Origin of the sequence: Aggregatimonas sangjinii (assembly GCF_005943945.1) — a bacterium.
GTDB classification, from domain to species: Bacteria; Bacteroidota; Bacteroidia; order Flavobacteriales; family Flavobacteriaceae; genus Pelagihabitans; species Pelagihabitans sangjinii.
This window is the reverse complement of record NZ_CP040710.1, coordinates 2250794-2267886: the sequence shown is the minus strand read 5'-3', so window position 1 is coordinate 2267886 and position 17093 is coordinate 2250794. Positions and strand designations below refer to the sequence as shown.

Below are 17093 nucleotides of genomic sequence, written 5' to 3'. Positions count from 1 at the left end.
AATTTTTTATAAAAATAGGTATGAAAAGCGGCAAGCGGAAAACCTTAACTTTTATTTGTGAAACCAAAAACCCTCGCCTGCAGCAAGGGTTTTTGATTGTATTCAAAAAAAATCAGAGACCTACATTGCCTCTAAAATTCCGTTTAAGGTGTCACTTGGCCGCATGGCTTTCGCCACCAGATTAACATCGGGTTTGTAATAGCCTCCAATTTTTTGTGGAGCACCTTGGGCGGCTTTCAATTCGGACAATATTTTATCCTCGTTTTCCTTCATGACATTTGCTATCACGCTAAATATGGCCTTCAGTTCTGCATCCTTCTCCTGCTCCGCCAAGGCTTCTGCCCAATACAACGCTAAATAGAAATGACTGCCCCTGGTATCCAGCTCCTTCACCTTTCTCGAAGGCGATTTATCGTTGATTAAGAATTTTTCAGTAGCGCTATCCAAAGCATCACCCAAAATTTTGGCCTTCCCGCTTCCGTATTTTTCGCCAAAAAATTCCAAGGATACACCCAGCGCTAAAAATTCGCCTAGCGAATCCCATCGTAAATGCCCTTCCTCGACAAATTGCTCTACATGCTTGGGTGCCGAACCGCCTGCACCGGTTTCAAAAAGGCCTCCACCATTCATCAAGGGAACGATAGAAAGCATTTTCGCACTAGTGCCTACTTCTAAAATCGGGAATAAATCCGTCAAATAATCACGCAATACGTTCCCAGAGACCGAAATGGTATCCTTTCCATCCTTAAGGCGTTGTAAGGTGTATTCGGTGGCTTTAATAGGAGATAGGATTTTAATATCCAATCCACTTGTATCATGATTCGGAAGATATTGCTTTACTTTCTTGATGATTTCGGCATCGTGCGCTCTATGCTCATCCAACCAGAAAACCGCAGGATCATTGGTCGCTCTTGCACGGCTTACGGCTAATTTTATCCAATCTTGTATCGGCGCATCTTTTACCTGGCACATTCTCCAAATATCTCCAGGAGCCACCGTGTGTTCGATGAGGGTGTTCCCCGTATTTTGGTCGATGACCTTTACGGTACCTGCTGCCTTGATTTCAAACGTTTTATCGTGAGAGCCATATTCCTCGGCTTTCTGCGCCATAAGCCCAACATTGGGCACCGTACCCATGGTGACGGGATCAAAAGCGCCGTGTTTTTTACAGAAATCTATGGTCGCAGTATAAATGCCCGCATAACTGCTATCTGGGATGACCGCCTTGGTATCTTGAGGATTTCCTTCGCTATTCCACATTTGACCTGAATTGCGAATCATAGCCGGCATAGAGGCATCGATGATGACGTCACTTGGTACATGAAGATTGGTAATTCCCTTATCGGAATTGACCATGGCAAGCGCGGGACCATTTTCCATTGCATTCCTAAAATCTTCTTCAATGGCTTTCCCTTGTTCGGCGGGAAGTTCCTTTAATTTACTCAGCATGCTTTCCAAACCGTTGTTGGGATTGATACCTGCCGCCGCTAGAGTCTTCCCGTGTTTTTCAAAAACATCGGAAAAATAGGCTTTTAGTGCGTGTCCGAAAATTATGGGATCGGACACTTTCATCATTGTGGCTTTCATATGCAGTGAAAAGAGTACTCCTTTTTCTTTCGCATCGGCGACCTGTTGTTTTAGAAAAGCGGTCAGGGCCTTTTTGCTCATGACGGTGGCGTCGATGATTTCACCCGCCAATAATTCTACCTTCTCTTTTAAAACTTCGGTTTGGCCGTCGGTATGATGCAGCGCGATGGTAATGGCCGTCGCTTTGGGAACGGTAATGGATTTCTCGTTGCTCTGGAAATCACCTTCATCCATTGTCGCGACGTGCGTTTTGGAGTCGCTGCTCCATTCTCCCATCGTATGTGGATTTTGTTTAGCGTAGTTCTTTACCGCCCTTGGTGCCCGCCGGTCGGAGTTACCTTCACGCAGTACGGGATTTACGGCACTTCCCTTTATTTTGTCGTATCTATTTTTAACATCCTCCGAAGCAGCATCTTTTACCTCGTCCGGGTAGGAGGGGACTGCATATCCTTTGGACTGCAATTCGGCAATGGCCTCTTTCAGCTGCGGAATGGAAGCACTGATATTGGGTAACTTGATGATATTGGCATCAGGATTTTTGGCCATTTCGCCCAAAACCGCCAAATCATCGCTTACTATTTGCTCCTCTTTTAGAAATTCCGGAAAAGTGGCAAGAATACGGGCCGCCAGAGAAATGTCTTTGATCTCTATTTCGATTCCCGACGATTTGGTAAAGGCTTTTACAATGGGTAAAAAAGATTGTGTCGCCAGGGCTGGCGCCTCATCGGTTCGAGTGTATAGGATTTTTGGCATTGCTATTTAGGATTTAGTTTAGACTGTCAATTGAACTTTTTACAACACACCTTAGTTTTCCCTCTTTTTCATCGGTGCCTTCGCTACTTTGAGAAAGTCCTTTATTTGTCCTGTTATGGTTAAGTTTTACACAAACGCCATTGACAATGACCTATTAAAGAGTTCGTTTTTTATGCGTCATTTCACGTTCGAATTGAAATAAGCGGTGCAAATATACAATTTAATAGGGCAATATAGATGAGTGAAAGGGAAGTTTAGAAGCTATTATCAGGAAGAAAGGGAGCATGTACAACTAGTATAAAATGACAAAAGCCATATCATTGTACAAGTACATTGACATGGCTTTCTTTTAGTAACTAGCAAACTGTGTGTTCTACCCCTTGAGGTAAAACGGCAACCATTGATTGCATCTGCATCATTACCAACACGTTTAAAATACATTTGTTCTTTATCATACGACTAAGCAACGCATGTATTTCTTTCCGTTTCTCCAATTTCAAGAAGGGATTTTAAAACCGAAGTTTTAAAAAGCTTCGAGGGCCTTCACAAAGTGTTCAGTAAAAGCTACAGCCCTTACAACTTTGCTCGTTTAAAAAGAGTTTGGTTACCCAAATCCTTAAAAACTAAATCAACAGTATAAATTACGTGAACTTTATAGTTTTTAAAGGCTTTTCTTCGACAGATTCTCCTTTAAAGACACCTAAATATAATTTTAAATACCTAATCAACCAAATTATTTAACATATTTAAAATGAACATGTTATGAACCATCGTAATTAACAAATGTTCATAAAAAAGCCCTCCGTTTATCGGAAGGCTTTTCAATAAATGTTTTTTAATGTTAAGAACGTACTTCTTTGATTCTTGCTTTCTTACCTGTAAGTCCTCTGAAGTAGAAGATACGGGCTCTACGAACCTTACCTTTTTTGTTCACCTCAACTTTTTGCAAAGCCGGCATATTGACCGGAAAGATACGTTCTACACCAACGGTACCCGACATTTTTCTTATCGTAAAGGTCTCGGTAGCGCCAGAGCCTCTGCGCTGAATGACCACACCTTTAAAGAACTGCGTACGTGTTTTTTCTCCTTCCTTAATTTCATAATAAACGGTTATCGTGTCACCGGCCGAGAATTTTGGAAATTCTTTTTTGGTTACGAACTCGTTCTCTACAAAATTGATTAATGCTTCCATGATATTGGATTTATTATGATGCAATGACCAACGTTCACGATTCTCGTCAGAGGTTGATTTTACAGAGCGCAAAAATAGTTAATAATTGTGAGTAGGCAAGAAGAAAACACTCTTTTTTGGTATTCGGCCTATTCCGTTTTTGTTTTGTCTTTTGCCGTCTGAACAATGTAGGCCAATACCCCTGTAGCAAAAAGCAGATGGGTGCATGCAGCTACCAGGGAATTCACTCCAGTAATTTTCACCACCTGCTCGGCACCAGTACGCCCTGCATGAAAGAGCAGAACGGTACTTGCTACATCACCGACTAAAATCGAAATGGCTCCGATAAGCAATAAAATACTTCCCGTGGTCTTCTTTTTGTATACCGCTAGTATGGAGGCGATGACAATCAAAAATTTTGCGATGTAGATGAGGATGCCTCCAAATATATTGAGGACCGGTAACTCTTCCATGACTTACTTTAAGAGGTCAGGTCTTAGTTTTTCGGTTCGTTTTAGGGCCTGATCTTCCCTCCACTTCTCGATTTTCGGAAAGTTCCCGCTTAACAGCACTTCGGGAACCTTCATTCCCTTGTATTCTGCAGGACGCGTAAAAACGGGAGGTGCCAATAGATTGTCTTGAAAGCTATCGGTCAAAGCGGAAGTTTCGTTGTTGAGCACACCGGGAATCAATCGAATAATGGCATCACAGACCAGGGCCGCACCAAGTTCCCCGCCGGAAAGCACATAATCACCAACGGATATTTCCTTTGTAATCAGGGTATCGCGCACACGTTGGTCCACGCCCTTGTAATGCCCGCAAAGGATGATGATATTTCCGCACAACGAAAGGCTATTTGCCATTTTCTGATTAAAAGTTGCCCCGTCCGGGGTCATATAGATTACTTCATCATAACTCCGTTCCGCTTTTAATGCACTAATGCATTTATCAATGGGTTCGATCATCATGACCATTCCCGCGCCCCCACCGAACTGATAGTCGTCTATTTGGTTATAGCTCTTATCCGTATAGTCCCTTAGATTGTGCATATGAACTTCTACAAGTCCTTTTTCAATGGCTCTCTTCAGAATGGAGGCATCGAACGGACTCTTTAATAGTTCGGGAAGTACGGTGATGATATCTATGCGCATCCGGAATAGTTTAAGCTGACCAAAAATAGTGAAAACAATGCGTATCTTTTTGCCATCCAAGACGCTCATACAGTTGCTGCGCGGGATTATCAATGGCAGTCTCCAGCGCGAGTCCCTTATACTTCATTTGTAAACAGTATTCCTTGGCATGCTTCAAGAGTGCTTCGCCAACACCTTTTTTGCGGTGCGAGGGCGATACGAACAAATCGTTCAGTATCAGTACGGGGCGCATCGAAACCGAAGAAAATGTGGTGTATAGCTGCGTGAACGCTATTGGTTCGTCCTCGTTCATAGCCAAAAAAATCACGGACTCCCTATTGGCGAATCGTTTTTTTAGAAAACGCTCGGCACCTGCCAAGTCCGATTCTTGGTTATAAAAGATTCTGTACGCATCGAATAGCGGCGCTACAAGCGGAATATCTTTTTCAGTCGCGGTAATGATTTGAATCATGGTCGTAGAAAAAAAGCTCCTTTCGGAGCTTTCTATTATTTTGTTTTTTTGTATTTGTTGATTTCATCCTGTAGCTGCCGGCTGATGCGTTGCTCTCTTTCCAGAGCTCGTCTCCTATGGTCTTCATATTCGACCTCCAATTCGGATAAATTGGATTTCGCCTCTTGGGTCAATGAGTTACTTTTTCTGAATTTGTACACAAAAAACAACAGTGTACCCAAAAGAGCGGCGATGGCGGTCCATAACATGGTGTTATAGGAGGCCTTGGACACTTGAATACCTAAAAAAGACATACTGTCTTTCTCTTCGGTAACCGAAACCAAGTTTCCAGTGGTCTCTTCCAATTTTTTGTTCAGCGAACTGATGGTGGTCTCATGCCCTGCAATCGTGGCTTTTAATTCGCCCTCTTTTTTGCTGTATACCTCAAGGGTGTCCAAGACATTCTGTCTCAGTTTATCTAGGGAAATCACACGAACCACTTCATATCTTTTGCCATCGGAGCGATAGTTTCCTGATTTTTTATACACATAGTCGAATTGACTTGTAATCGGCCCCCTGTCTAACGATAAAAGTTCCTCGTTCGAATCATCCTGCGCATAGTTCAGGTGAGCGGCCATTAGAGCGGTTATAATAATTAATATTCTTAAACCTTTCATTTTCAGTTTAGTTGCTAAGTATTAATAAATTTTGATTTAGAGGACTCAAAAGTAATTCAATAAAATCAATTAAGAAAAAAAATAAGGTATTAGCTGCCCGATGCATTTTAATATGACCAAAAACTGGGTTTTTTCGCGTGGCTTCCAATGCACCCGTAAAACTATAGGGAAACAACACGCACTAAAGTAGTTTAGTAGTACGTAAACCTTCGAACTTTAGAGATGTATTTCGCCAATCGGATAACCTGATGTGAATACCCATACTCGTTATCATACCATATATATAGCACTACATTTTTTCCATTACTGGATACTATGGTCGCCATACTATCATAAATCGAAGGGGCCGAGGTACCGACAATGTCCGACGAAACCACTTCCTTGCTCAAGGAATATTTGATTTGTTCCACCAAATCGCCCTCCAGAGCATATTTTTTGATGATGGTGTTGATGCCATCGACACTCGTCTTGTTTTTGATTTCCAGATTTAAAATGGCTAGGGAACCGTTTGGGACGGGTACCCGTATAGCGTTCGAAGTTAGTTTACCCTCCAATCCGGGCAAGGCCTCTGTTACCGCTTTTCCCGCACCGGTTTCGGTAATTACCATATTCAGGGCTGCGGCTCGACCACGACGATATTTGCCATGCATATTGTCCATCAAATTTTGATCATTGGTGTAAGCATGTATGGTTTCCAGATGTCCCTTTACAATGCCCAGCGAATCATCGATTACTTTTAGAATCGGCGAAATGGCGTTGGTGGTGCAGGATGCTGCGGAATATATCTTTAGGTTGTCCGGGTCATACTCAACGTGATTCACGCCATGAACGATATTCGGGATTCCTTTGCCCGGTGCGGTAAGCAAAACTTTGGAAACACCTTTAGCCTTGAGGTGTTGTCCAAGACTTGCCTTACCCCTATATGCTCCAGTATTATCGATTACCAGGGCTTTTTCTATACCATATTTCGAATAATCGAGGCTTTCCGGACTGTCGGCACTTAGCATATGAACGGTAGTACCGTTTACGATCAGCGCTTTTTTCTTTATATCGGCATTTACGGTACCCATAAATTTTCCGTGTACCGAATCGGTACGAAGTAGGTTGGCCCTTTTTTCCAGGACCCCTGCGTTGATTTCTCCTCGGGTCACGATGGCACGTAATCGCAGCTGGTTGCCTTTTCCGGTTTTGGCCATAAGTTCTCGGGCCAGCAAGCGGCCAATACGTCCGAAACCATAAAGCACCACATCTTGCGGGTTTATTTCCTTGGTCTTGTGTGCTCCTTTGAGTTTGTCGATTACAAAGGCTTTCACATCGGCAAAGCCTTGGTCGTCTGAATGGTATTCGTAGGTGAGTTTGCCGATATCCAATTTCGAGGGGGGTAGGGATATATCGTTTATGGCCCTTAATATTTCTACAGAATCGAATATTGAAATGGGTTTTTGTACAAATTTTCCGGCATATTCGTGCAAATTGATGATATCGCTCACATTCTTATCGATGACCTGATTTTTGAACAAAACTACCTCGATGGTTTTATCATACCATAAATCGCTAGTGAGTTTGATAAATTCGGTAGTTGCTTTTCTTCGGTCGGCCTGAAAAGCCAATTCTTTTTCGTAAGAACTAATACTAGACATTAAAATAGTGGTTTTGCTGTTGTTGTAATTGATGCTGCAAAAGTATATATTTCTAAGGTTTTCGGAAGTGTTTTCATCCAATAAAAAAAGCCCCTGAAAAGGGGCTTTAAAAAATTATACTATTATTGAAAAATCAAGCGTTCCCGTTCCCCGTTCTCATCTAGAAGGGTAATACTGTTCCTACCGTTCCCGGATAATCGTCTAAAGAGTTTATCAGCATCTTCGATGGTATTGATGTCTTCACCGTCTATTTCGATGATGACCTTGCCCTCAAGGCCGTAACCTTTATACCTCTCGGGAACATCGACTACACGTACTCCTTTTTGGGTATTGAATAGACGCCTTTCTTTTTCGGTAAGGTTCTTCACTTCGAGACCCATTACAGGTACCGTTAGCGATTTTCGTTCCTTCAGCACTACAGGTAGAATTTTGTTCTTGCCATCCCTTTCGATGGTTACCGATACCTCGTCTCCAGGTCTTTTCGTGGATAGATAACCTGTAAGATCGGGAAACTTTCTAATCTTGATATTGTCAACCTTCTTGATAATATCCCCAGGTACTATTCCAGCCTCATCGGCACCTAAGCCGTTTTCGACCGAACCTACATAAACACCGCTGGTTTCATTAATACCATTTTCAAAGGCTTCCCTACTCTTGGTGTTCACCGCACTGATTCCTAGATACCCTTTTTTAACATTGCCATATTCCAAAATATCGTCCACTATTTTCTTGGCAATATTGCTGGGCACGGCAAAAGAATAACCCACGTAGGAGCCTGTCTGCGAACTGATCGCCGTATTGATACCTACTAAATCGCCGTTGGTGTTTACTAAGGCGCCACCACTGTTTCCAGGATTTACGGCAGCATCGGTTTGGATAAAGGATTGATTTCTCCCCATATTCAAATCCCTTGCTTTGGCGCTTACGATTCCGGCAGTTACCGTAGAGGTAAGATTAAAAGGATTCCCGACCGCCAATACCCATTCGCCGATTTTGGTATTGTCGGAATCCCCAAAAGCGAGATAGGGCAATTTATCTTCCGCGTCTATTTTAAGCAAAGCGATGTCGGTGTTCGCATCCGAACCAATAACCTCTGCGTCATAATTACGATTGTTATTGAGCGTTACCTGTAATTTAGCCGCACCGGCGATAACATGATTATTGGTCACAATGTAGCCGTCGGATGAGATAATCACTCCTGAGCCTGTACCTATCTGAGCTCTTTGGCTGCCCCCTTGTCCATAGAACAAATCCCGAAGACTTGTTGGCCCTCCGGAACTCAACGTCATATTTTTGACGTGTACAACAGCATTCACGGTATTCTCGGCGGCTAAAGTAAAGTCCACTTCATTAATTCCCGCCCCTTTGGGTGAGGTAGGGGTAAAGTTGGTATTAAAAGTCTTTGCCTCACTATCACTTGCTACAATCGCAAAATTTTGATGTTCGAAAAAGAGCTTATAAGATCCGAGTGTAATAGCTCCGGCAAAAATGGCTACTAGCAGTAAACTACTTACTTTTTTCATTATAATAGACGATTTGATTAATAATTAGGTAACGTAAATTTAGAAAATCCCGCATGTGATTTTAACAGATTTAACGCCTTCTTAACGGATAAAATTTCGTTAAATAATGTGCTATCTTTGTGGTTAAATATAGGAAATGCAACTTCCATTTTACAAATATCAAGGTACCGGAAATGATTTTATCATGGTCGATAATCGGGAGGAATCATTCCCTGTAGGAGATATGGAGTATATCTCTTTTTTATGTGATCGAAGAATAGGGATAGGCGCCGATGGGCTCATTCTTTTGGAAAATGATTCCGAAACCGATTTTAAAATGGTCTATTTTAATTCGGATGGAAACCAGAGCAGCATGTGCGGTAACGGTGGCCGCTGTTTAGTAGCTTTCGCAAGGTATTTGGGAATTATCCAAAATACCACAACTTTTAATGCCATTGACGGCATGCATGCCGCTACCATTACCGATGATAACCGTGTAAAGCTTCAAATGCGTGATGTGACGGATGTAAAGGAAAAACCCGATTATACGTTTTTAGATACCGGTTCTCCACATCATGTGCAGCTGGTCGACAATCTCAAGATGCTCGACGTTGCCAAAGAGGGTGCCAAACTGCGTTATGGTATGTACGGACAACAGGGAAGCAATATCAATTTTGTGGAACCCAATGGAGCGAATATTTTTAAGGTAAGAACCTATGAACGCGGAGTGGAGGATGAAACCTTATCCTGTGGTACCGGTGTGACCGCAGTCGCACTGGCCATGCACCATACCAAACGAACTGATTCGAACAGGGTGCGCTTGCATGCCGAAGGTGGCGAACTCGAAGTAGAATTCGAAGTCGCGACCAATGGCTATAAAAATGTTTTTCTAATCGGACCGACTAAAATGGTTTTTAAAGGGGAAATCGTATGCAAAAATTAAAGGGCCAACATTGCTACCTTCGTGCCTTGGAAATGGCCGACCTTAATTTCTTGTACGAATTGGAGAACGATTCCTCTATTTGGGAAATAAGCGGTACCGTTACCCCATATTCAAAGCATGTGCTGCGAAAATACTTGGAAAATGCCCATCGTGATATCTATGATGTAAAGCAATTACGATTGGTCATCTGTCTTGCCGGAGGCCAAGTCGTTGGTTTGATCGATCTGTTCGACTTTGACCCCAAGAACCGGCGTGCTGGTATCGGTATTGTAATAATGAAAGGCGATGAACGTGATAAGGGAGTGGGTGGCGAGGCGTTGACCTTACTCATGCATTATGCCTTTTCAACCTTGGATGTTAGGCAATTATATGCAAACGTGGGCGTTGGAAATATGGCTGCCGTACACCTGTTTAAAAAATTGGGCTTTACCCAGGCCGGAGTTAAAAAAGACTGGATTTTTTCCGAAGGGGAGTTCACCGATGAAATCCTATTTCAAAAAATTAGTACATAGATGTATATTAAGAAGATATTATTGGCCATTGTTGGCATCGGATTGGTTCTTGGAGGCATATTTGCCTATATGGTATACGGTGCCTTTTTGTCTCCAAATACTAGTTTTACGGAAGACCAGATTATCGTACACGTAAGATCGGAAGCAGGATTCGAAGAGGTTAAAGATTCACTTAGTGGTTACCTGCAGGATATTGAAACATTTGGACAAGCCGCCCAAAAAAAAGGCTATGCCTCCAATATAAAGGGGGGCAGGTATGCCATTAAGAAGGGTATGAACAACAATGAAATCATCAATTCGTTGCGCAGTAAGAACCTTCCGGTAAAAGTGTCTTTCAACAATCAGGAACGCCTGGAAAATTTAGCGGGCCGTATCGCTACGCAAATAGAAGCTGATAGTGTCTCCTTACTTGCCGCCATGCGGGACCCTGAATTTCTTTCGGAAAACAACCTTGAGGCGACAAATGAATTGGCCGTCTACCTTCCGAATAGTTACGAATTCTTTTGGAATACCTCTGCCGAGGAGTTCCGCGACAGGATGCTCAAGGAGTATCAACGCTTCTGGACCGAGGAACGTATAGAAAAAGCGAAGAAGCAGGGATTAACACCTAACGAGGCGATTGCCTTGGCGGCCATCGTGCACAAGGAGACAGCAAAAATAGATGAAAGGCCACGGGTGGCCGGTCTCTACCTTAATCGGTTAAAGACGAACATGTTGTTACAGGCCGACCCTACTGTTATCTATGCCATAAAAAAACACAGAGGCGATTTTGATATAGTCATCAAAAGGGTGCTTTACAAAGATTTGGAAATCGATTCGCCGTATAATACCTACAAATACGCTGGCGTACCACCTGGGCCTATTACCATGCCCGATATATCGGCCATAGAAGCTGTTTTGAACCCAGAGCAGCACGACTATATTTATATGGTCGCCAATGTTGAAAACTTCGGTTACCACAAGTTCGCGAAGACCGCCGCGCAACACAACAGGAATAAAGTACAGTACGTCCGATGGATTAATGCGCAGGGAATTAATCGTTAAACGTCTTGACCCAACTTTGTGGCACCTTATCCAAAAACGAGTAGTTTTAACGAATTCTTGGGGTTCCTCAACGAATAGCCGCCATATCTTTGCCTATGAAATATGAACCAGCGCTTTGGGGGCGATGGTTTGAAAAATTGTAGGTATGAAAAAATGTATTTTCTTTTTCTGCATTTTTATTGGGTTGTTGGTTTTGGTAAGTTTCGGGGTTGATCAAAGAACAGAAGTGAAAATTCCCGATACTCTCGTGGTTTGTGAAGAGGTAGAGGTGAATTACCCGCAACGGAGTACTATTTTTAACGCGCCTTTGGTAGCACCTCCTTTTTTAGGTAGTTCCTACATTGGGTTTAAGGAAGCCTTGGCTTTCAAAGAATCCGCAGGAGATTATTTTCGCACCAATACATTAGGGTATTTAGGCAAATACCAATTTGGCATCGGAACCTTACAACTGGTCGGGGTATATAATGCAACTCGTTTTTTAAACGACCCAGTACTACAAGAGAAGGTTTTTTACACTAATCTTTCGCGCAACAAGTGGATTCTACGAAAGGATATTTCCAGATTTGTAGGCAAACACATTCGGGGCGTAGAGATTACGGAGTCGGGTATGTTGGCCGCGGCGCACTTGGCCGGCCCGGGCAACGTAAAAAAATATTTGAGATCATGGGGCAAACTCAATGCAGGGGATGCTTATGGCACTGATGTTGCCAATTACTTGAGACGGTTCTCGGGTTATGATGTTTCTTATGTGCCGCCAGTGCAAAACCCAAAGATTTAAAAATTTTCAAGGGCATGGCCTTTGCGACTGATGATATCGTCCTCTTTTATGAAGAGGACCATATATGAAAATGTGTAAGACTTGACCAAAGAGAACTTGGTCAAGTTTTTTTTACAGCGGTTTTTTGTTCAACGAATGGGTATCTCGCCCTGAATGATAAAGATTGCCGGTCTTTTATGCAGTGATACTGGAGAATGCTTCCAGTCGTCAACGGTTTTTGTCGCGATGTATTCGGTTGCCAAGGTAATATCACAAGCGATACAGAGCAAGGTGTTTCGGGAAAGTGTTTTCAGCAGTTCTGCCAACAGCTTATCGTTACGGTATGGAGTTTCAATGAAAATTTGACTTTGGTTGTTTTCCTTCGATAACTTTTCCAACCGTTTTAGGGTATTTTTACGTTCCGAAGCGTCTATGGGCAGATAACCGTTAAAGGCAAAATTTTGTCCGTTCATGCCGCTGGCCATCAAAGCCAGGAAAATAGAGGAGGGCCCTACCAAAGGCACTGCTTGAATATTCTTTTCATGGGCTATCTTCACCACGTCTGCTCCGGGATCGGCAATGCCAGGGGCTCCCGCTTCCGAAATGATACCCACATCATAACCTTGAAGGCAAGGGTTTAAAAAAGTTGGAATCGCTTGAAGTTCGGTATACTTGTTCAACAGTTCAAGTTTAAGGCTCTGCTGCGATTTACGTGGACTTATTTTTTTGATAAAGCGTCGGGCGGATTTTTCGTTTTCGACAATATAAAAGTCGATGTTCTCGATGGCTCTTTTGATTGAAATAGGCAATACTTCCAAAGGCTCATTTTCTCCCAAAGTGGTAGGAATCAAATACAGTTTGCCATAATTGATTTTATCCAAAGCCATTAGTTATTGATTTATGCCCTATTGGTTTTTGGCTTGTAATTTTTTCGCTATTGCCTCACAGGCCTGATCGATCATTTGATATACGTTTTCAAAACCGTCCTTACCCCCGTAGTAGGGGTCGGGCACTTCATCGATTTCTAAGTTCGTTTCACTTAACAATAATCGAATTTTATTCCGTTGTTCGTTGGTTCGGGCCAAGGCAACGATATTCCTATAGTTGCTTTTGTCCATCGCATAAATCAAATCGAAGGTGTCTAAATCCTTAGTAGCTAATTTTCTGCAGCGTTGTTTACTGATGTCCAATCCGTATTTGGCGGCTACGGCTATACTTCTATCATCTGGAGCATTCCCGATATGAAAGCCGCCTGTTCCCGCTGAATCGACAACTATATTTTCCGGATCTGTTTTTTGCTGTAAGAGTCCTTCCGCCAAGGGCGACCTGCAGATATTGCCGAGGCACACCATTAAAACCTTGACTGCCATTTGATATTATGAAAATTTCTTGGTAAGGTCGTCAATATACTTTCTGAACTGTTTATCGGTTTCGGCGAGGTTATCCACGGTTTTACATGCATGTAGAACGGTAGCGTGATCACGTTTTCCGATTTGCGAACCAATACTGGCCAACGAGGCTTTGGTAAACTTTTTTGCAAAGAACATGGCCAACTGTCGCGCTTGTACGATATGGCGTTTTCTGGTTTTCGATTGTAAAGTGGCCACATCCATTTCAAAGTAATCAGAAACCACTTTTTGAATGTAGTCTATAGAAACTTCGCGTTTCGTGTTCTTTACAAACTTTTCGACGACTTGCTGGGCTAATTCAAGGGTAACTTCCTTCTTGTTAAACGAGGATTGCGCTATCAATGAGATAATAGCACCTTCCAGCTCACGTATATTGGTTTTGATGTGTTTTGCGACATATTCAATAATATCATCGGGCATCTCGACACCATCCCGGTATAACTTGTTTTTCAAAATAGAAATACGCGTTTCATAATCCGGGTTCTGCAATTCTGCGGAAAGCCCCCATTTAAATCGGGACAATAAGCGTTGCTCGATATCCTGCATATCAACAGGTGCCTTATCCGAAGTCAAGATTACCTGCTTACCGTTTTGATGCAAATGATTGAAAATATGGAAGAACACATCCTGGGTTCCGGATTTGCCCGAAAGGAATTGCACATCGTCAATAATCAACACATCGATCAATTGGTAAAAGTGTATGAAATCGTTCCGGGTGTTTTTCTTGACCGATTCGATGTACTGTTGTGTAAACTTTTCGGCAGAAATATAGAGTACGGTGCGCTCCGGATATTTATCCTTGATTTCAACACCGATGGCGTGGGCCAGGTGCGTCTTTCCCAAACCGACACCGCCAAAGACCAAAAGTGGGTTGAACGATGTGCCCCCTGGTTTGTTCGCGACGGCCATTCCTGCGGAACGGGCCAGACGATTGGCATCCCCTTCAAGAAAATTCTCAAAATTATAGTTCGGATTGAGCTGCGATTCGATTTTGATATTGCGTATCCCGGGAATTACGAAAGGGTTCTTCAATTCCGGGTTTTTCGATTTGATAGGAACATCCATTTCCTGTGCACCGAAATTACCCCTGTTGGCACTGGGTATTTTTTCGGTAAATGGCTCGCGATTGCCGTAAGTGTTTTCCATTTTTATGATATACACCAGTTTTGCGGTTTCACCCAATTCCTTGGTCAAGGCAACTTTTAGAAGTTTTACGTAATGCTCTTCCAGCCATTCGTAGAAGAATTTACTGGGTACCTGTATGCTTAACGCATTTTCGGAAAGTTTAACGGGCTTTATTGGTTCGAACCAAGTTTTGAATGCCTGCGGTTGGATGTTGTCCTTAATGAAATCCAAACAATTTTTCCATACGGAATTGGCAGTAACACTCATGCTAAACTTACTTATTTCTTGGTTAGTAAAAAGTAAAAGATTGTAGGCTGAAATTCGGCAGGAGCATGCCTGTTTTCAAGTGGGACAAATATGTGAACAAAAAACCTAATAAAAAAATCAAAGACTATTGAATTTTCGCTTTTTTTTCATCATGTTGAACGCTTCTTTCGAATTGCTTTAAATATATAATTTTTAAGCTAAGGTTTATGGATTTTAACAAAATTTCTTTCCGGGTACGCTATGCCGAAACGGATCAGATGGGAGTGGTCTATCATGGTAATTACGCGCAATATCTGGAGATGGGCAGGGTAGAGTGGTTAAGGCACTTCGGAATTTCTTACAAAAGCATGGAAGAAAACGGGGTTATGCTTCCAGTGATCTCTTTACAGATGAGTTTTAAAAAATCCGCTGTATATGACGATCTTCTTACCGTCGTGACCAAACTCAAAAAAACACCCTCCGTAAAAATCGAATTCGAGTTTGAAATCTTCAACGAAAAAAACGAACTTTTGGTCAAGGCTGAAGTCGTTCTTGCTTTTATCAATATGAAAACCATGCGTCCTATGAAATGTCCGGATTATGTGTTGCAGGCGATTTCAGCATAGTACTTCCATCTAAAAAATCACAAAACCGGAAATTACTTTCAGAAGGTTTTGAATTTAGCCGCTACGCCATACATTTCTTGAAATTTTTGCAGCACCTCTTTGGAACGGCTTTTTTGAATGGCGATGAGAAGTTCGCAGTCTATTTCGAGTCGCTGCGCAACGATGGTTATCTGATCTTGCTTTATGGTACGCATGACCTTTTCCATCTGCGGATAGCCAAAATGTAGCAGTATCGATTGTTCCAGAATTCGTTCAACAATATCCGCTGCGTCTAAGCTTAATCTGGCCGTTTCGCGATAGGCGCCTATCAGTCCCCCGACCCCCAATTTGGTGCCACCAAATATGCGGGTCACCGTAACCAATACATTGGTTACCTCAAAAGACTGTATTTGACCGTATATGGGCATTCCCGCCGAATTGTTTGGTTCACCATCATCATTGGCCCGATACCTTGGGTTTTCTACCCCCAACTGCCAGGCATAGCATACATGATTGGCCGTACGATGTTTTTTCCTTAACGCCTCGATTAGCGGTTTTACTTCCTCTTCGGTTTGAATGGGATAGGCATTGCCGTAAAATTTACTTTTCCGCTCTTTATAGAGCAGTTCGGCGGATGGTCTCGAAATGGTTTTGTAGGTATCGGTTTGCATCCCCATTAAAATAAAGCTACTAGAATGATGCTAATGACGGCAAGTGCAATACCCAGCCAGTTTTTTGGGATCAGTCTTTCCTTGAACAACAAAATACCCAGCAGGGTAGAGCACATAACGATGGCTACATTGTTGATGGTGAATACCGTGGCGCTGTTTAGGTCTTCATTGCCTAAGGCGCGAAGTAAAAAGTAAATCGAAAAAAAGTTCGGAACACCCAGGCAAATACCACCTATCACATTGCGTAGATTTATTTTAAAGGTACTTCGGATTGATTTTACCACGACCGTTCCTAGACCTATAATAGCCGCAGCCGCAAAAACAGTAGCTGAAAAAATCGCAAAATCCTCAGGGGCGATATGAGCTTCCCTAAAGTAATTGATGCTTACATCGATAATACCCGAGCCCAAAAAAACGAGTACCGGTAATACAAATGAGCTCACTTTTATGATTCCTGATTTTCTTTTTACGGATGCAAAATACACCGCTGCCAAAGCCAGAATGATACCCAATATTTTTAGAGGACCAAGTTCCTCTTTATAGAAGGCAACACCAACTATAACCGGGATAACCAGTGACATTTTTGTTGCGACCGAGGCTACCGAAACTCCGTTTTTCTGTGCCGTGGCCGCCATCAGATTGAAAACGATAATAAACAAGGCCCCTAGGGCGAAAGCTCCCCAAAACCATGGCTTCTGCGGAATCGTAGCGATTGCAACAGTGCCCTTGTAAAGCAATAGTCCAACAATACAGGCGACCACATAATTGACAATAATGGCGTAAAGTGTCTGTACTTTATAGGCATTGAAGAGTTTGAAAATGACAAAGATGATACTCGAAAAGAGTACACTTAAAATGAGGTCTAGCATA

General features: G+C 42.5%; 17 protein-coding genes and 1 pseudogene. 5 read left to right on the top strand and 13 right to left on the bottom strand.

Annotated elements, in window-relative coordinates:
* Nucleotides 1-120: 120 nt before the first annotated feature.
* The 8 genes and pseudogenes from FGM00_RS09300 to FGM00_RS20140 form a co-directional block, all read right to left on the bottom strand.
* Nucleotides 121-2340, bottom strand: a complete 2220-nt coding sequence (locus FGM00_RS09300) for an NADP-dependent isocitrate dehydrogenase (protein ID WP_138852642.1) — start codon at nt 2338-2340, stop codon at nt 121-123.
* Nucleotides 2341-3181: 841 nt separating this feature from the next.
* A complete protein-coding gene (gene rplS / locus FGM00_RS09295; RefSeq protein WP_138852641.1) occupies nt 3182-3532 on the bottom strand; it encodes a 50S ribosomal protein L19 in 351 nt (116 codons plus the stop codon).
* 128 nt (nt 3533-3660) lie between these two features.
* Nucleotides 3661-3984, bottom strand: a complete 324-nt coding sequence (locus tag FGM00_RS09290; RefSeq protein ID WP_138852640.1) for a hypothetical protein — start codon at nt 3982-3984, stop codon at nt 3661-3663.
* 3 nt (nt 3985-3987) lie between these two features.
* A complete protein-coding gene (gene trmD / locus FGM00_RS09285) occupies nt 3988-4662 on the bottom strand; it encodes a tRNA (guanosine(37)-N1)-methyltransferase TrmD (protein ID WP_138852639.1) in 675 nt (224 codons plus the stop codon).
* A 10-nt stretch (nt 4663-4672) separates the two neighbouring features.
* On the bottom strand, nt 4673-5113 hold the full coding sequence (locus tag FGM00_RS09280; protein ID WP_175416210.1) for a GNAT family N-acetyltransferase: 441 nt from the start codon (nt 5111-5113) through the stop codon (nt 4673-4675).
* A gap of 35 nt (nt 5114-5148) precedes the next feature.
* Nucleotides 5149-5730: a tRNA (guanine-N1)-methyltransferase gene (locus FGM00_RS09275; protein WP_317130272.1), complete on the bottom strand. Its 582-nt coding sequence runs from the start codon at nt 5728-5730 to the stop codon at nt 5149-5151.
* Nucleotides 5731-5960: 230 nt separating this feature from the next.
* Nucleotides 5961-7409 (bottom strand): glyceraldehyde-3-phosphate dehydrogenase, encoded by a 1449-nt coding sequence (locus FGM00_RS09270; protein WP_138852637.1) that lies wholly within the window; start codon nt 7407-7409, stop codon nt 5961-5963.
* Nucleotides 7410-7843: 434 nt separating this feature from the next.
* Nucleotides 7844-8698, bottom strand: a pseudogene (locus tag FGM00_RS20140) (S1C family serine protease); the annotation flags it as partial.
* A 370-nt stretch (nt 8699-9068) separates the two neighbouring features.
* On the opposite strand from FGM00_RS20140, the gene dapF reads away from it, so the two are divergent.
* The 4 genes from dapF (at nt 9069) to FGM00_RS09245 (ending at nt 12188) form a co-directional block, all read left to right on the top strand.
* Nucleotides 9069-9854, top strand: a complete 786-nt coding sequence (dapF, locus tag FGM00_RS09260; protein ID WP_138852635.1) for a diaminopimelate epimerase — start codon at nt 9069-9071, stop codon at nt 9852-9854.
* Nucleotides 9842-10366 (top strand): GNAT family N-acetyltransferase, encoded by a 525-nt coding sequence (locus tag FGM00_RS09255; RefSeq protein WP_138852634.1) that lies wholly within the window; start codon nt 9842-9844, stop codon nt 10364-10366. The genes dapF and FGM00_RS09255 overlap by 13 nt, the downstream gene beginning before the upstream one ends.
* Nucleotides 10367-11410: an endolytic transglycosylase MltG gene (gene mltG / locus FGM00_RS09250; RefSeq protein ID WP_138852633.1), complete on the top strand. Its 1044-nt coding sequence runs from the start codon at nt 10367-10369 to the stop codon at nt 11408-11410.
* Nucleotides 11411-11555: 145 nt separating this feature from the next.
* The gene (locus tag FGM00_RS09245) at nt 11556-12188 is read left to right on the top strand and encodes a hypothetical protein (RefSeq protein ID WP_138852632.1); all 633 of its coding nucleotides are present in this window, start codon (nt 11556-11558) and stop codon (nt 12186-12188) included.
* Between the two features lie 128 nt (nt 12189-12316).
* Here the strand turns inward: FGM00_RS09245 and FGM00_RS09240 are convergent, their stop codons facing one another.
* Genes FGM00_RS09240 through dnaA form a run of 3 tightly spaced genes read right to left on the bottom strand, consistent with a single transcriptional unit; the run spans nt 12317 to nt 14968 of the window.
* Nucleotides 12317-13054, bottom strand: a complete 738-nt coding sequence (locus tag FGM00_RS09240; RefSeq protein WP_138852631.1) for an SAM-dependent methyltransferase — start codon at nt 13052-13054, stop codon at nt 12317-12319.
* 18 nt (nt 13055-13072) lie between these two features.
* Entirely contained in the window at nt 13073-13537 is a 465-nt protein-coding gene (locus FGM00_RS09235) for a low molecular weight protein-tyrosine-phosphatase (RefSeq protein WP_138852630.1), read from the bottom strand.
* 6 nt (nt 13538-13543) lie between these two features.
* Nucleotides 13544-14968 carry a chromosomal replication initiator protein DnaA gene (dnaA, locus tag FGM00_RS09230; protein WP_138852629.1) on the bottom strand — a complete coding sequence of 475 codons (1425 nt, stop codon included), beginning with the start codon at nt 14966-14968 and terminating at the stop codon, nt 13544-13546.
* Nucleotides 14969-15174: 206 nt separating this feature from the next.
* Between dnaA and FGM00_RS09225 the strand changes: the two genes are divergently transcribed.
* Nucleotides 15175-15573 (top strand): acyl-CoA thioesterase, encoded by a 399-nt coding sequence (locus tag FGM00_RS09225; RefSeq protein WP_138852628.1) that lies wholly within the window; start codon nt 15175-15177, stop codon nt 15571-15573.
* A 38-nt stretch (nt 15574-15611) separates the two neighbouring features.
* Here FGM00_RS09225 and FGM00_RS09220 read toward each other — a convergent pair whose 3' ends face one another.
* Both FGM00_RS09220 and FGM00_RS09215 read right to left on the bottom strand, forming a co-directional pair.
* Nucleotides 15612-16223 (bottom strand): IMPACT family protein, encoded by a 612-nt coding sequence (locus FGM00_RS09220; protein WP_317130271.1) that lies wholly within the window; start codon nt 16221-16223, stop codon nt 15612-15614.
* Nucleotides 16224-16228: 5 nt separating this feature from the next.
* On the bottom strand, nt 16229-17092 hold the full coding sequence (locus tag FGM00_RS09215; RefSeq protein WP_138852626.1) for a DMT family transporter: 864 nt from the start codon (nt 17090-17092) through the stop codon (nt 16229-16231).
* Nucleotide 17093: the final 1 nt, after the last annotated feature.

Excerpts from the sequence above, each read along its gene's own strand:
- FGM00_RS09300 (WP_138852642.1), bottom strand. The coding sequence starts at position 2,340 with ATGCCAAAAATCCTATACACTCGAACCGATGAGGCGCCAGCCCTGGCG.
- mltG (WP_138852633.1), top strand. The coding sequence starts at position 10,367 with ATGTATATTAAGAAGATATTATTGGCCATTGTTGGCATCGGATTGGTT.
- trmD (WP_138852639.1), bottom strand. The coding sequence starts at position 4,662 with ATGCGCATAGATATCATCACCGTACTTCCCGAACTATTAAAGAGTCCG.
- FGM00_RS09215 (WP_138852626.1), bottom strand. The coding sequence starts at position 17,092 with ATGCTAGACCTCATTTTAAGTGTACTCTTTTCGAGTATCATCTTTGTC.
- FGM00_RS09225 (WP_138852628.1), top strand. The coding sequence starts at position 15,175 with ATGGATTTTAACAAAATTTCTTTCCGGGTACGCTATGCCGAAACGGAT.
- FGM00_RS09255 (WP_138852634.1), top strand. The coding sequence starts at position 9,842 with ATGCAAAAATTAAAGGGCCAACATTGCTACCTTCGTGCCTTGGAAATG.
- FGM00_RS09220 (WP_317130271.1), bottom strand. The coding sequence starts at position 16,223 with ATGCAAACCGATACCTACAAAACCATTTCGAGACCATCCGCCGAACTG.
- FGM00_RS09290 (WP_138852640.1), bottom strand. The coding sequence starts at position 3,984 with ATGGAAGAGTTACCGGTCCTCAATATATTTGGAGGCATCCTCATCTAC.
- FGM00_RS09275 (WP_317130272.1), bottom strand. The coding sequence starts at position 5,730 with ATGGCCGCTCACCTGAACTATGCGCAGGATGATTCGAACGAGGAACTT.
- dapF (WP_138852635.1), top strand. The coding sequence starts at position 9,069 with ATGCAACTTCCATTTTACAAATATCAAGGTACCGGAAATGATTTTATC.
- rplS (WP_138852641.1), bottom strand. The coding sequence starts at position 3,532 with ATGGAAGCATTAATCAATTTTGTAGAGAACGAGTTCGTAACCAAAAAA.
- FGM00_RS09270 (WP_138852637.1), bottom strand. The coding sequence starts at position 7,409 with ATGTCTAGTATTAGTTCTTACGAAAAAGAATTGGCTTTTCAGGCCGAC.
- FGM00_RS09280 (WP_175416210.1), bottom strand. The coding sequence starts at position 5,113 with ATGATTCAAATCATTACCGCGACTGAAAAAGATATTCCGCTTGTAGCG.
- dnaA (WP_138852629.1), bottom strand. The coding sequence starts at position 14,968 with ATGAGTGTTACTGCCAATTCCGTATGGAAAAATTGTTTGGATTTCATT.
- FGM00_RS09240 (WP_138852631.1), bottom strand. The coding sequence starts at position 13,054 with ATGGCTTTGGATAAAATCAATTATGGCAAACTGTATTTGATTCCTACC.
- FGM00_RS09235 (WP_138852630.1), bottom strand. The coding sequence starts at position 13,537 with ATGGCAGTCAAGGTTTTAATGGTGTGCCTCGGCAATATCTGCAGGTCG.
- FGM00_RS09245 (WP_138852632.1), top strand. The coding sequence starts at position 11,556 with ATGAAAAAATGTATTTTCTTTTTCTGCATTTTTATTGGGTTGTTGGTT.